This is a genomic window from Undibacterium sp. YM2 (genome assembly GCF_009937975.1).
Taxonomy (GTDB): Bacteria; Pseudomonadota; Gammaproteobacteria; order Burkholderiales; family Burkholderiaceae_D; genus Undibacterium.
On the sequence record NZ_AP018441.1, the window covers coordinates 2,007,627 to 2,021,995 of the forward strand.

Annotated in this window: 11 protein-coding genes; 4 read left to right on the plus strand and 7 right to left on the minus strand. The window is 51.0% G+C overall.

The window, feature by feature from the left end; translation table 11 throughout:
• Nucleotides 1–31: 31 nt before the first annotated feature.
• The 7 genes from dut to UNDYM_RS09025 form a co-directional block, all read right to left on the minus strand.
• Complete coding sequence (dut, locus tag UNDYM_RS08995) at nucleotides 32–481, minus strand: dUTP diphosphatase (protein ID WP_162040755.1); 450 nt, start codon at nucleotides 479–481, stop codon at nucleotides 32–34.
• A 58-nt stretch (nucleotides 482–539) separates the two neighbouring features.
• Nucleotides 540–1,745 (minus strand): bifunctional phosphopantothenoylcysteine decarboxylase/phosphopantothenate--cysteine ligase CoaBC, encoded by a 1,206-nt coding sequence (gene coaBC / locus UNDYM_RS09000; protein ID WP_162044525.1) that lies wholly within the window; start codon nucleotides 1,743–1,745, stop codon nucleotides 540–542.
• A 17-nt stretch (nucleotides 1,746–1,762) separates the two neighbouring features.
• Nucleotides 1,763–2,290 (minus strand): signal peptidase II, encoded by a 528-nt coding sequence (gene lspA / locus UNDYM_RS09005; protein ID WP_162040756.1) that lies wholly within the window; start codon nucleotides 2,288–2,290, stop codon nucleotides 1,763–1,765.
• A gap of 81 nt (nucleotides 2,291–2,371) precedes the next feature.
• The gene (gene ileS, locus UNDYM_RS09010; protein ID WP_162040757.1) at nucleotides 2,372–5,236 is read right to left on the minus strand and encodes an isoleucine--tRNA ligase; all 2,865 of its coding nucleotides are present in this window, start codon (nucleotides 5,234–5,236) and stop codon (nucleotides 2,372–2,374) included.
• Between the two features lie 66 nt (nucleotides 5,237–5,302).
• On the minus strand, nucleotides 5,303–6,280 hold the full coding sequence (locus UNDYM_RS09015) for a bifunctional riboflavin kinase/FAD synthetase (RefSeq protein ID WP_162040758.1): 978 nt from the start codon (nucleotides 6,278–6,280) through the stop codon (nucleotides 5,303–5,305).
• A 138-nt stretch (nucleotides 6,281–6,418) separates the two neighbouring features.
• A complete protein-coding gene (locus UNDYM_RS30590) occupies nucleotides 6,419–6,634 on the minus strand; it encodes a hypothetical protein (protein WP_110257360.1) in 216 nt (71 codons plus the stop codon).
• 68 nt (nucleotides 6,635–6,702) lie between these two features.
• The gene (locus UNDYM_RS09025) at nucleotides 6,703–7,851 is read right to left on the minus strand and encodes a class I SAM-dependent methyltransferase (protein WP_162040759.1); all 1,149 of its coding nucleotides are present in this window, start codon (nucleotides 7,849–7,851) and stop codon (nucleotides 6,703–6,705) included.
• 231 nt (nucleotides 7,852–8,082) lie between these two features.
• On the opposite strand from UNDYM_RS09025, the gene UNDYM_RS09030 reads away from it, so the two are divergent.
• The 4 genes from UNDYM_RS09030 (at nucleotide 8,083) to UNDYM_RS31220 (ending at nucleotide 14,283) form a co-directional block, all read left to right on the plus strand.
• Complete coding sequence (locus tag UNDYM_RS09030; RefSeq protein ID WP_232063855.1) at nucleotides 8,083–9,870, plus strand: DUF885 domain-containing protein; 1,788 nt, start codon at nucleotides 8,083–8,085, stop codon at nucleotides 9,868–9,870.
• 73 nt (nucleotides 9,871–9,943) lie between these two features.
• Complete coding sequence (locus UNDYM_RS09035; RefSeq protein ID WP_162040761.1) at nucleotides 9,944–10,420, plus strand: hypothetical protein; 477 nt, start codon at nucleotides 9,944–9,946, stop codon at nucleotides 10,418–10,420.
• A 44-nt stretch (nucleotides 10,421–10,464) separates the two neighbouring features.
• Nucleotides 10,465–10,914 carry a dual specificity protein phosphatase family protein gene (locus tag UNDYM_RS09040; protein WP_162040762.1) on the plus strand — a complete coding sequence of 150 codons (450 nt, stop codon included), beginning with the start codon at nucleotides 10,465–10,467 and terminating at the stop codon, nucleotides 10,912–10,914.
• A gap of 576 nt (nucleotides 10,915–11,490) precedes the next feature.
• Nucleotides 11,491–14,283: an Ig-like domain-containing protein gene (locus UNDYM_RS31220; RefSeq protein ID WP_162040763.1), complete on the plus strand. Its 2,793-nt coding sequence runs from the start codon at nucleotides 11,491–11,493 to the stop codon at nucleotides 14,281–14,283.
• The last annotated feature ends 86 nt before the right edge of the window (nucleotides 14,284–14,369 follow it).

Sequence of the window (14,369 nt, forward strand, 5' to 3'; positions counted from 1 at the left end):
AAAAGGTATTTGGGAACTTCAACGGCTTTTCTTAATGCTTGCCCGTACTACCAAACCCACCCTCACCACGCTCACTCTGTCCAAATTCATCGACGATATTAAAACCGACTTGCAGCACCGGCACGATGATCAGTTGCGCCAGTCTTTCCATAGGTTGCAGGGTGAACTCTGACTGGCCACGGTTCCAGGTTGATACCATCAACTGGCCCTGGTAGTCAGAATCAATCAGGCCGACCAGGTTGCCCAGCACGATACCGTTTTTATGGCCCATGCCGCTGCGTGGCAGGATCATGGCGGCATAGCCTGGGTCGGCGATGTGGATGGCCAAACCGGTAGGGATCAACACTGTCTGGCCGGGTTGTATGGTAATCGCTTCATCTATGCAGGCACGCAGGTCCAGGCCGGCGCTGCCAGGTGTGCCGTAGGCTGGCAGCATGTCTTTCATGCGGCTGTCGAGGATTTTCAGGTCTATGTTTTTCATGGTATTGAGAAAAAATAATGCTCAAAGAGCGGGCGCTCTTTGAGCAGGTAGGGGAGATTTAAATGAGGCTGGAACGCAAGGCGATTTCTGCCACCAGTTGTTGAGCCAGCGCTTGTTTGTCGGCGCGCGGCAAAGTCGTGTGGCCGTGCACATCAAACAGTACCAGCTCATTCTCATCCTTGCCAAAGGTATGGTGACCGATATTGCCAACCAGCAGAGGCACGTCTTTTTTCTGGCGTTTGGCGGCACCATATTGCAAAAGGTTTTCTGATTCTGCGGCAAAGCCCACGCAATAAGGCGCATTCGGCATGGCGGCGACGCTGGCCAATATGTCAGGGTTTTGTGCAAATTGCAGTTGCGGCGCATCGCCATCACTGGTCTTTTTCAGTTTCTGCGTGCTGGCGTTGGCAACGCGCCAGTCGGCGACAGCGGCAACGGCAACAAACACATCCTGCTTGTGCTGCCTGAGTTGAGCCACTACCGCATCAAACATTTGCTGGGCAGTTTGCACATCGACGCGGCGCACGCCATACGGTGCATCCAGCGCGGTAGGGCCGGACACCAGAGTGACGATGGCACCAGCTTCCCAAGCTGCCTGCGCTATCGCATAACCCATTTTGCCGGACGACAGATTGGTGATGCCGCGTACCGGGTCTATCGGTTCAAACGTAGGGCCGGCAGTGATCAATACATGCTTGCCCGCCAGCGTTTTGGCCTGGAAGGAGGCGATGATTTCTGTCAGTAATTGCTCGGGTTCCAGCATGCGGCCCATGCCGGTTTCTCCACAAGCCTGGTCGCCAGCAGCCGGGCCCAGCAGGTGTATGCCATCTGCCCTGATCTGTTGCACATTGCGTTGGGTGGCAGGGTTTTGCCACATCTCCACATTCATGGCCGGAGCGACAAGCAGCGGTAAGCTGGCCGGGCGGGCAACACACAGGGTTGACAGCAAATCATTGCAGGCACCATGTGCCAGCTTGAAGATAAAATCCGTACTGCAAGGCGCGATGACGATGGCATCAGCATCACGCGTCAGGTCTATATGCGGCATATTATTATTGATGCGCGCATCCCACTGGTCGGTATATACCGTATTGCCAGACAGGGCTTGCATGGTCACCGGCGTGATGAAATGAGTGGCAGATTCTGTCATCACCACCTGTACATTGGCTCCAGCCTTGCCTAGCGCCCGTGTCAGTTCTGCAATCTTGTAGCAGGCGACGCCACCGGTCAGGCCCAGAACGATTTTTTTACCAGCCAGTCGCAGACTCATGGTGCTACTCCTTATTTTTTCACACGACGTAGTTCATCAAGTATGAATAATGCCGCACCTATGCAAATCGCGCTGTCAGCGATGTTAAAGGCTGCAAAGTGATAGATTTCCTTATAATGAAAATCCAGAAAATCGATGACATGACCATATATTACCCTGTCAATGACATTGCCCAGTGCCCCGCCCATGATCAGGGACAACGCCGTGCAAAACAGTTTTTGTCCTGCATGGCGCTTCAGCAGGTAGGTGATGTAAGTTGCGGCGATTAAACCGATTGCTGTAAAGAAGTAACGCTGCCAGCCGCCTTGCGCTGCCAGGAAGTTGAAAGCTGCCCCTTGATTGTAAGCCAGGGTCAGATTGAAAAACGAGGTGATGCCCAGGGTTTCACCATAGGTAAAGGCCTTGTCGATCGTAATCTTGCTTACCTGATCAAGCAGAATAATGATAGCCGCCAGACCCAGCCAGGGTATCAGACTGGAACCCGAAGAGCGGGAACCTGAAGGATTATTGGAAGCAGCAGAACTTTTTTTGGTTGCCATTGGCGTTAAACTCTTGTGAAGTCTTGATGAATGCAAGCGTGTCAGATTTTCATCTGACACGCTTGCGTACCAACATTCCTGTTATGCAAAGCGACGTGCTTCGCCAGCGCCAAACAGATTGCTGACGCAACGCCCACAGAGACCAGGGTGTTCTGCATGGCTGCCTACATCCGCACGATAATGCCAGCAACGCTCGCATTTTTCGTACTTGGATGGGGTAACGACTACCGCTTCTTCCGCTTCGCTGGCAACCTGTTCCACACCTGCTGCAGAGGTGATCAGGGTGAATTTCAAGTCGTCTGCAAAGCTGTTCAATACATCAAACTTGCTGCCGCTGGCCTTGATCGTCACTTCTGCCTGCAGGGATGAACCTATGCCACCTGCAACGCGCACTTCTTCCAGTTGCTTGGTCACATCCGTGCGCACTGCACGCAGGGCGGCATACTTGGTCAGCAAGGCTTCCGCATCAGCGATTTCTGGCAGGCTGTAATAAGTTTGCGTGAAGATGGTTTCGTCGCTGTCTTTATACGCATCGGCAGCAGCAAAGAACTGCCATGCTTCTTCAGCAGTGAAAGACAGCATCGGTGCCATCAGACGCAATAGGGATTGCGTGATATGCCAGATTGCAGTCTGTGCAGAGCGGCGCGCATGCGAAGTCGCACCGCTGGTGTACAGACGGTCTTTCAGGATGTCGAGGTAGAAACCACCGAGGTCTTCCGAGCAGAATGACTGCAATTTGCTGACCACAGGGTGGAATTCAAACGCATCAAAATGCGTCAGGATTTCTTTCTGCAATGCTGCCATATTGGCGATGGCATAGCGGTCTATCTCCAGCAATTCATTGATGGCGACTGCATCTTTTGCTGCATCAAAATCAGACGTATTTGCCAGCAAGAAGCGCAGTGTATTACGGATGCGGCGATAGGCTTCCGTCACACGTTTCAGGATTTCATCAGAGATAGAGAGTTCACCGGAATAATCAGATGATGCTACCCACAGCCGCAAGATGTCAGCACCCAGGGTGCTGGAGATTTCCTGCGGCTCCATGCCATTTTTCAAGGACTTGGACATTTTCCTGCCTTGACCATCGACGACGAAACCATGTGTCAGCAAGGCTTTGTAAGGCGCGCGGCCATCCAGCATCGACGCTGTCAACAGCGAAGAATGGAACCAGCCGCGATGCTGGTCTGAGCCTTCCAGATAAAGGTCTGCCGGGAAGGCGGACTGCTCTTTATGTGACCCACGCAAGACGGTCTGATGTGTCACACCAGAATCAAACCACACATCCAGGGTGTCACGGTTCTTGACATACATGGCAGCTTCATCACCGAGCAAATCAGCAACTTCGATTTTTTGCCAGGCTTCTATGCCTTCTTTTTCTATGCGCAGTGCGATCTGTTCCAGCAACTCTGGTGTGCGTGGATGCAATTGGCCAGTTTCTTTATGCAGGAAGAAGGCCATAGGCACACCCCATTGACGCTGGCGTGACAAGGTCCAGTCAGGACGGTTGGCGATCATGCCGTGCAAGCGTGCCTTGCCCCATGCCGGGAAGAAGGCAGTGTCATCGATGGCTTTCAATGCCGTCTGACGCAGGCTGTCACCACCGGCTTTGGGCGTATTGTCCATGCTGGCAAACCATTGTGAGGTAGCGCGGTAGATGATCGGTGTCTTATGACGCCAGCAATGCATGTAGCTATGTTCAAACATCTTGAATGCAAACAGGGTGCCAGCCTCGCGCAGTTTGTCGCAGATAGGCTTGGATGCTTCCCAGATTGTCATGCCGGCAAAGAAAGGCAGGCTGGACGCAAACTTGCCATCACCCATGACAGGGGCGATGATGTCATCATCCTTCATGCCATGTGCCTTGCATGACTGGAAATCTTCGATACCGTAGGCAGGGGCAGAGTGCACCACGCCGGTACCAGTTTCTGTACTGACGTATTCACCCAGATAGACTGGAGAAAAACGGTCATAGCCCGCATCCAGTGCTGACAAGGGATGTTTGAATTTGATTTCAGATAAATCCGCACCCAGGCAAGTTGCGATGACTTCACCTGTCAAACCGTAGTTAGTCAGGCTGGCTTCAACCAGGTCTTTTGCCAATATCAACAGGATATCTTCACCTTCGCGCTGGGTCTTGATCAGGGCGTAAGTGATTTCCGGATGCATGTTCAGCGCCTGGTTGGAAGGGATGGTCCATGGCGTTGTCGTCCAGATGACGCAATAGCCTTTGTCCAGTGGCAGTTTATCCAGCTTGAAGGCGGCAGCCAGTTTGTCATGTTCCGCAAACGGGAAGCCGACATCGATGGATGGATCGCGCTTGTTTTCGTATTCAACTTCAGCTTCCGCCAGGGCAGAGCCGCAGTCAAAACACCAGTTGACTGGTTTCAGACCGCGATAGACATAGCCTTTTTCCAGCAATTTGCCGAGTGCGCGCAGTTCATCCGCTTCATTGCCAAAGGCCATGGTTTTGTAGGGGTTGTCCCATTCGCCCAAAACACCAAGGCGGATGAAGCTGGCTTTTTGTTTTTCTATCTGTTCATTCGCATACACGCGGGCTTTGGCATGTACTTCGGCCACTGGCAGGTTTTTGCCAAACAGTTTTTCCACCTGGATTTCGATAGGCATGCCGTGGCAATCCCAGCCCGGCACATACGGTGCATCAAAGCCAGCCATGGTGCGGGCTTTGACGATCATGTCTTTCAAGATCTTGTTGACCGCGTGACCCAGATGGATATCACCATTGGCATACGGTGGGCCGTCATGCAGGATGAATTTCGGGCGACCGGCAGATGCTTTGCGCACACGTTCATAGATTTTCTTGTCTTGCCATTCCTTGACCCACTTGGGTTCACGCTTGGCCAGATCGCCGCGCATAGGGAAGGTGGTTTCGGTCATATTGACCGGGTATTTACTGGCAGTTTTTGCCGCTTTGTTTTCAGACATAATGAGTTTTCTATTTTTAAAATCGGGATGAAGTCACAAGCAATCACAACAAACAAAGTGTGAGCTTCAAATTCGGTCAGTGGCAGAGCGGGCAGGGCGGTGGCTGTCGGCAAAATAGGCACGAGCCTGTTCAGCGTCCTTGTTGATGGCCGCAGTCAGGGTAGGCAGGTCTATGTATTTTTCTTCGTCGCGCAGTTTTTTCAAAAACTCTATCTGCACGACTTTGCCGTAGGCATGACCGCTGTAATCGAATACGTGGGTTTCCAGCAGCACGCGGCCACTGTCATCGACAGTAGGGCGTACGCCCAGGCTGGCAACGGCGGGCAAAGGCTGTTCGGCCAAACCGTGAACCTGCACGATAAAGATGCCATGCAGGGCAGGGCGGTGATGGGCAATACGCAGGTTCAGCGTAGGAAAACCTATGGTGCGCCCCAGCTTTTGGCCGTGCACCACATGGCCTGAAATACGGTAAGGGTGGCCCAGCAAGGCTTCTGCCTCATCAAAATCACCATTCGCCAGCGCAAGGCGTACTGCAGATGAGGAGATGCGCACACCCTTGTTTTGTACTGAGGGCAGCGTCTCTACGGTAAAACCATGGCGCAAGCCTGCTTCGGCCAGTGTGGCGACATCGCCAGCGCGTTTGGCACCAAAGCGAAAATCTTCACCAACCATGACCCATTTCACATGCAGGCCATCGACCAGCACTTTTTCTATGAAGTCTTGCGGTGACAATGCAGCGAAGTGGGCATTGAAATGTTCAACGATGACGCGGTCAACACCGGCAGCTTGTAGCGAAGCCATGTTGTCGCGCAAATTGGCAATACGTGTTGGAGCTTTCGACAAGTCGCCCAGCATCTGGGCAAAGAATGCACGCGGATGTGGTTCAAATGTCATGACGGCAGCTTCTATGCCCAGACGTGTGGCGGCATCCCGCAAACGGGCAAGCAAAGTCTGGTGGCCCAGATGTACGCCGTCAAAATTGCCTATCGCCAGCGCACAGGGTGCACGGGAGGCTGCATTTGGAAGTCCGCGAAATACCTTCATTGTTTCCAGAAAACTGCTGCAAAGCCGTAGATTATAAATGCTTTCGTCTGGCTATAGACCTGATCTGAGGTGGAAATGCAAATTTCACAAGGGATTAATTTGTGAAATCCTCCCATTTCTCAGCATTTGGCACCTGAATCAATGATGATGTGACCACAAAACATCATTGGAGCTCAGATAAGACTGCACAGCTTCCTTATTGCCAGTCGCATGTTTCATGATCTCGCCGCAGTTGCAAATGCCTTGATAGGGTTGAATGTGGGAGCAGGCAGAGACTTTTTGCAAGAAAACCTGGACGGATTTGCTGCAATTTTTGCATTTAAAGGTCAGGATGCGGGCGGGTTTGTTGATCATGATGCTAATTTTCTAAACGATTAATCAATTCTGGTGATCAGTACCTTGGCAGCTACTGATCACAAATACTATTTTAATTTCAAACGCCACAATGAAGTAACTTCTTTGACACGGGCTGCGTGCAAGGGATCGTTTTCATCGGTTGATTTTGGATGGCGCGGTTTGATATCCATCTTGCCAACTACTGTCAGGCCACCTGCATCTATCCAGCCTTGCAACTCTGCAGCAGCACGCAGGCCCAGGTGTTCGGCAAAGTCTGACATGACCAGCCAGGCTTCACCCTGTGGTTCCAGGTGCTCTGCCACGCCAGCCAGAAAACCGCGCAGCATGCGACTGTCAGGGTCATACACAGCATATTCTATCGGTGAGTTAGGACGTGCTGGCAACCATGGCGGGTTACACACTATCAAAGGCGCGCGTCCTGGCGGGAACAGGTCTGCCTGCATTAATTCAATCTGGCCGGACAAACCCAGTCTGTCTATGTTTTCACGGGCACAGGCGAGGGCGCGCTGGTCCTGGTCAGTCGCGATGATCTTTTTAACGCCTCGCTTGGTCAGCAAGGCAGACAGCACACCGGTGCCTACACCAATATCAAAAGCCAGTGTCGTCGATGGCAGCGGGGCTTTTGCCAGCAAATCTATGTATTCACCACGCACTGGTGAGAACACGCCATAGTAAGGGTGAATTTTTGCACCCAACGCAGCGATCTCTACACCATTCTTGCGCCATTCATGCGCCCCTATCAAACCCAGCAATTCACGCAGGGAAGCCACAAAGGCCGTGCTGGGTTCGCCATAGACTTCGCGGCAGGCTAGTGTTACATCCGGCGCACGGCGCAGGGTGATGCGGTAGTCGGCTTCAAAGGGTATCAAGACCATGGCCAGTACGCGCGCTCTTTGCGACTGCGCCTGGCGGTGCAGGTTGAATGCTTCTTTCGCAGATTCAGGCACCTTGGCCTTTTTGCTGGCCCTGGCTGGTTTTTTATCTATGCGGCGTGCCAGTGCCTGCAAAAGCTGCTTGGCATTGTGGTAGTCACCACGCCATAGCAGGGCTGTACCTTCACATGCCAGCTTGTAGGCGGTTTCGACATTCATGCGGTCATCGGCGATCTGCACGCGCTTGGGCGCTGGTGCACCACTCTCTGAATGCCAGCGGCATGAGCGTGCTTCGTCGTTTTCTGTCCAGTGCAATTGCAGAGCGGGATCGGGGGTGTTCATATTTTTCTTTTTGTTGATTTTGTTGATGCTGCAGGTTTGCCAGTGTCTGGCCAAGGCTGGAGTGTAACAAAGAATGCTGACTGGATGAGGGCTCTGTGAGGGTGTGCATGGTTTTGCAAGCGAATTTCCCTAATTGGGACAAAGTAAAAATACAGCTGCCAGGCACAATCTTATGTTAACCTCATGCTTCTTAATATATTAAGCCTGCTATTAGCCTACAAGGAACTCACTATGCCTTTCCAATTTCGTCCTATTATTCTTGCGACTTTGTTGTCGTCATTGATCATTGCTGCTCCTCTCAGCCTGGCTGCTAAGCCCTCGACTGTAGTGGAAAGCAAGAAGGCAGACCTGGGTTTTGCACAGATCAAGACGGCCTTCCTCAGCGCATTGTGGCAACAAGACCCGGACATGGCGATGGCAGCAGGCCGTTACCAGGATGCCAATAAGCTGGTGTTGCCAAATCAGGCTACCCGCGATGCCTATGTCGCCTTCACCGATAACTGGCTGGCACAATTGAACAAGGTGGGCGCAGATGCCTTGTCCGCCAAAGAACAGACTGACCTGGCGCTGATACGCAATTACCTGAACGGCACACGATGGTATTTGACGCAGTTCCGCGAATTTGAATGGAACCCTACCCAGCATAATATTGCCGGCAGTTTTGATGCCATTCTAAATACGGACTTCGCGCCGAAAGCAAAACGGGTACAGATAGCAATACAGCGCCTGCAAGCAGTGCCTGCCTATTATGTAGCAGCCAAAGCCAGCATTAAAAACCCTACGCCTGAGCACACCCGTCTGGCGATCAAGCAAAGTGCTGGCGCGATTTCGGTACTGGCTGATCTGGAGAAAGCCGCATCGCAGGAAAAACTCGCAACAAAAGACAAGCAAACGCTGGAAGAGGGCTTGAAAAATGCCCGGGCTGCCGTCAATGACTATGTGCAATTTCTGGAAAACCTGGAAAAGAAACTTGATCCTGCAACGGCCCGTTCTTTCCGCATAGGCAAGGAGCTATATGAAGGTAAATTCACTGCTGATATCCAGTCTTCACTGAGTGCCGAACAGACTTACCAGCGCGCACTGGCCGCCAGGGACGAAGCGCATAATAATATGGAAAAACTGGCTGACCAGCTCTGGGATAAAACCATGGGTGCGCAAGCCAAGCCTGCAGATCGCGTCAAGAAGATTGCCATAGTCATCGACAAACTGTCTGAAAATCATGTGGTCGCAAAAGACTTATATCCTGAAATTCGCCAACAATTGCCGCAGCTCGAAAAATGGATACGCGAACATGATCTCGTCAGCCTGGACTTGAAAAAGCCGCTGGTCGTGCGCGAGACACCAGTATATCAACGCGGCGTCAGCCTTGCCTCTATCGAAGCGCCTGGCATCTTCAGGCCCAATGATAAAACCTATTACAACGTCACCCCTTTTGACGGTCAACCCGCAGAGCAAGTTGAAAGCACGCTGCGTGAATACAATCATTGGGTCTTGCAGATATTGAACATCCACGAAGCTATTCCTGGCCATTATACGCAACTGCAACATGCGAATAAATCGCCGTCAGTCATCAAGACCCTGTTTGGTAATGGCGCAATGATAGAAGGCTGGGCCGTGTATAGCGAACGCATGATGCTGGAGTCAGGCTATGGTGGCAATACGCCCGAGATGTGGCTTATGTATTACAAGTGGAACTTGCGCGCAGTCTGCAATACCATCCTCGATTATCAGGTGCACGTACTCGGCATGACCGAGGCAGAGGCCAAAGACTTTTTAATGAACCAGGCTTTCCAGACCAAGGCTGAAGCCGATGGAAAATGGCTGCGTGTGCAATACACATCCGTGCAACTCACCAGCTATTTCAGTGGTTATAGCGAGATACTTGAATTCCGCGAACAGCTCAAGAAAGAGCAAGGCGATAAATTCAAACTCAAGCAATTCCATGAGCAATTCCTGAGCTATGGCAGTGCACCTGTGGGGATGATCAAGAAGCTGATGTTGAAGGACGCGGGAAAGTAAAGATTTCTTAAATGATTTCTGAATTGTTGCTAGTATTGATGCTCTTCAAAATTACCAAGTAAAGTCGCCCGCCATGATCAGATTAAAATCACTCAATTTTATGTTAGCTCTCATGGTGATGTGCCCCGGTTACGCATTCAGTCTGGAATCGGCTATCAAGGATAAAGAGCAACTGCTTATCGGCACATGGCAAAAAGGTTTGACCGCCGAAATTGCTGCATTAAGCGCAGATAAACTGGCTCTTTACAAATCGTCGAGCCCTTTAGGAGAAGTGGTTCAATACAAGGCGGACCATAGTTTTGTCATGTATCCACCTTGTGGGAAAAAGGCGGAAGATTTGCGTAAACTTGGGCTGAGTTTTATTGAGGGTACCTGGCAGATCAATGATGCTGGTGATTTGGTGAGTGAAGTCAGCAATAAAGGCAAAGTCTTTACGCAAGTATCGAAAATTGATTGGATAAATGAACAGCTTGTGTTGACCATAGGCAAACCTGGCACGGGCGACAGGATGGGGAAATATTCTGGCAAGTTCCCTCCGCAATGCTCTTAGTATTGTGCAAATCAAGCTAACATGATTCTCAACAGTAAATAGCAATGCGCCCTGATATTTATAAAGTCAGCCAGATCGGCAAAGGTTTTATCGCCGTCATGGCCAAGCCCGTTGCCGGCGAATGGATAGAAGACGAATTTCGCGGGATTGCGCAATTCGGCATCAGCAGGATGGTCTCTCTGCTGGAAACCCATGAAATACGTGATCTGGGTTTGCTGACTGCGCCAGATTTATGCGCTGCAAATCAAATTAATTTCATGCATTACCCCATCAAGGACAGAGGCTTGCCATCGTCTTTTTCTGCCACGCAGAAATTAGTGACGCAATTGCATGATGACATTCTCAAGGGGAACAATACAGTCATCCACTGCCGCGCCGGGATAGGGCGGACTGGCCTGCTTGCCGCAGCAGTGTTAATACGACACGGGCTTGATGCAAATGCTGCGCTGGCAATGATCAGCAAGGCACGCGGCGTTAGCGTTCCCGATACCTGAGAGCAAATCGATTGGCTGAACAAGCATCAGGCTACATTGCGCGCATGAAATAGCAAAATTCTGCTTTGCACAGATTTTGTTATTCATCTTTTTCGAAAATATTTCACTGCAGAAATTTAAATTTCCCTCTGGAAAAATATTCACTCGTCTGTTTTGGTGCGCCACCAAAAATTGTGGTGCAAAAGTCATAGAAATGCACAAAACAGATAAGCAAGAGTGGTTTTTTCACAAATTTGTTAAAAAAAGTCAAACCTTGGTAACAAAATTGACATAAGCGGATGTTAATCTAGTAATCGTTTGCGCAAACGATTGCTTAATTCAACTGTCGTTAAATCTCGTTTCTTGAAAGCTGCAAACAGCATGGTGGTAAGAAAAATAGTAGAGCTGTACAAGAATGGCTGCTTACGGATATCTGAACGAAGGCTGAAGAAAAAGAAGCGAGATAGGCGTATTCCTGAGGGGATATGTGCAGGCGAGGTATGACTCTGCTTTGATGTTTTTCATCTGGATGAGGATATGTGCGAGACGGCCACATAGATCAATACTAATGAACAATCATTCAGGGGGAATATTTTTATGCAAGGTCTAGAAAAAGCCGGCAAGCTAAAAGCGCTGGCGTTGCAACTCGGTCTTATCTTCACAGTCAGTTTTGCGGGCATCGGCGCAGCCTACGCGTCTATCCCGGATCATCACGAGTTTGACGCAAGTCTGCATGTGCCATATCGCTCGGATGCAAAAGCCGGTGCCGAATCCCGCTATTTCACGATGGAGTTTGAATACCCCTACGTGACGAAAGAACAGACCATCACCTGGCGTCTGGAATTGCTGGGCAGTGATGGCAAGGTCGTCGATCGCTGGTATGGCACAGAAAAACTGTTCAAGAAAACTGTCACCGCACAAATGTTCTGGAGTGGCCGTGGCCCAACTGGCGCAGCCTTGAAAGATGGCGTCTATCAAGTCAGGCTTACCGCCAAGGCGACGGATACATCTGCGCTGCAGGCGTCTCCCGCTGGCGATGTTGCCAGCACGGTTGAGCGCGCATTGGCTGTCCACGATACAGAAATCATTACACAAAACTGGCCGCTGCAAGTCGGCAAACTGGCAACACCAAAAATGCCAAGCTTTGCCGCCTTGCCGACCAAGGCCAGCAAGGCACTTGCCACGGCATCTACAGCCAAGTCTGTTGCAGGCATGGCACCGCCACCAGCAGCGGCGACAGGTTCTTTGCCTTACACTATTTACTACGGCAACCTGCACAGCCAGACCAATCACAGTGATGGCGGTGGTGAACTGACTTCATGCACAGGCGCGCAAAACCCGCAATCAGCTGCCTATGGCCCTACGGATGCGTATCAGTTTGCCTTGAACAAGGGCCTGGATTTCCTGATGACGTCTGAGCACAACCATATGTATGATGGTTCTGACAGCACGAATACTTCGGCCAACCCGGTAACAGCAAAGAACCTGTATCAGTCAGGCCTGACCGCGGCGAGCAGTTTTAATTCTGGCCATGCTGGCTTCCTGGCGATTTACGGTTTGGAATGGGGCGTCATCAACAATGGCGGCCACATGAATATTTTCAACTCCAATGAATTATTGGGCTGGGAATACAATAGCAGCAATCAGTTGATCGCCGATACACTGACTGCCAAGAATGATTATGCTGGCTTGTACACCCTGATGCGTCAGCGTGGCTGGATAGGGCAGTTCAATCATCCATCGAGCAGTGGTCAGTTCATCGTCAATGGTACTGCACTTGGCTACACCGCTGACGGTGACCAGGCCATGGTTGCCTGCGAAGTCTTGAATACTTCAGCTTTCTCGACCAATACCACAGAGACAGAAACCAGCCGCAGCACCTATGAAGGGGCATGTAACAAGGCACTGGAAGCCGGTTTCCACGTTGCATTTACGACAGACCAGGATAATCACTGTGCCAACTGGGGTGCGTCTTATACCAACCGTACCGGCATCTTGCTGGCAAACGGCGCTGCTCTGAACAATGCAAATTTCGTCGAAGCCATGAAGGCACGCCGCATCTTTGCCACCATGGACAAGACTTCGCAAATCATCCTGACTGCGAATGGCCATATCATGGGTGAGCGTTTTACGAATAGTGGCCCATTGACCCTGGTCAGCAATTTCGCCAGCACCAGTGGTCGCACTGTTTCTACCGTGGTGATCTATGAAGGTGTACCAGGCCGTAATGGCACAGTCACGCAATTGTCCAGCACTGCAACGACAACGATTACCCCGGCAGTAGGTGAGCATTTTTACTATGCAAAGATCACCCAGGATGACGGTAAAATCCTCTGGTCTGCACCTATATGGGTTACCCAATCGAATAGTACAGACAGCACGCCACCGACAGTCAGTGCAGGCGAATCCGGTACTAGCGGTAACATCACCTTGTCTGCCAATGCGACAGATAATGTCGGTGTCAGCAAAGTGGAATTCTATGTCGATGGTGCACTCAAAGGCACTGCCACCAGTACGCCGTACAGCATGACGCTGAACTCCACAAGCTTGACAAACGCCAGCCATAGCCTGGTCGCCAAGGCCTATGATGCGGCCAATAATGTCGGCACTTCATCGGCAGTCAGCTTCACTATCAATAACCCTGTCAGTGATACGACTGCACCTACCGTGTCGGCCAGTGAAAGCGGCACCAGCGGTAACATTAGCCTGTCAGCGACAGCGACAGATAATGTGGGCGTGACCAAAGTGGAGTTTTATGTCGATGGTGCATTGAAAGCGACCAGCACAACGTCACCATACTCAACGACATTGAATTCAACTACTTTGTCAAACGGTACGCATAGCCTGGTGGCCAAAGCCTATGATGCTGCCAACAATATTGGTACTTCTTCTACCGTAAGTTTTACTGTCAATAACAGTACTTCTACACAGTTGATTACCAACGGCGGCTTCGAGAGTGGTGCCAGTTCATGGACAGCCAGCTCAGGCGTGATCAGCAACAGCGGTTCTGAAACGTCGCGCACAGGCAGCTACAAAGCCTGGCTCAATGGCTATGGCAGCGCTCACACTGATACTCTGTATCAACAAGTGACTATCCCTGCCGCAGCAACATCCGCCAGCCTGAGTTTCTGGCTGAAAGTGAGTTCCGACGAGACCACGACTACCCAGGCTTACGATACCCTCAAACTGCAAATTCAAAACAGCAGTGGCACGGTATTGGCAACGCTGGCGACCTACTCGAACCTGAACAAGGGGACGACCTATGTCAACAAAACCTTTGACCTGAGCAGCTATAAAGGCCAGACCATACGCGTGTATTTTGTAGGCGTTGAAGGTAGTGTGACAGCGACATCTTTCCTGATTGATGATGTATCGCTGATCTCTCAGTAAACTGATTGGTCGCAACATTGAAAAAGCCCGCCAGTTAATGAACTGGCGGGCTTTTTCATCGCTAAATGCTATTCTGACGATGCTTG

Coding starts and splice junctions, on each gene's coding strand:
- dut (WP_162040755.1), bottom strand. CDS start 481: ATGAAAAACATAGACCTGAAAATCCTCGACAGCCGCATGAAAGACATG.
- lspA (WP_162040756.1), bottom strand. CDS start 2,290: ATGGCAACCAAAAAAAGTTCTGCTGCTTCCAATAATCCTTCAGGTTCC.
- ileS (WP_162040757.1), bottom strand. CDS start 5,236: ATGTCTGAAAACAAAGCGGCAAAAACTGCCAGTAAATACCCGGTCAAT.
- UNDYM_RS09015 (WP_162040758.1), bottom strand. CDS start 6,280: ATGAAGGTATTTCGCGGACTTCCAAATGCAGCCTCCCGTGCACCCTGT.
- UNDYM_RS30590 (WP_110257360.1), bottom strand. CDS start 6,634: ATGATCAACAAACCCGCCCGCATCCTGACCTTTAAATGCAAAAATTGC.
- UNDYM_RS09025 (WP_162040759.1), bottom strand. CDS start 7,851: ATGAACACCCCCGATCCCGCTCTGCAATTGCACTGGACAGAAAACGAC.
- UNDYM_RS09030 (WP_232063855.1), top strand. CDS start 8,083: ATGCCTTTCCAATTTCGTCCTATTATTCTTGCGACTTTGTTGTCGTCA.
- UNDYM_RS09035 (WP_162040761.1), top strand. CDS start 9,944: ATGATCAGATTAAAATCACTCAATTTTATGTTAGCTCTCATGGTGATG.
- UNDYM_RS09040 (WP_162040762.1), top strand. CDS start 10,465: ATGCGCCCTGATATTTATAAAGTCAGCCAGATCGGCAAAGGTTTTATC.
- UNDYM_RS31220 (WP_162040763.1), top strand. CDS start 11,491: ATGCAAGGTCTAGAAAAAGCCGGCAAGCTAAAAGCGCTGGCGTTGCAA.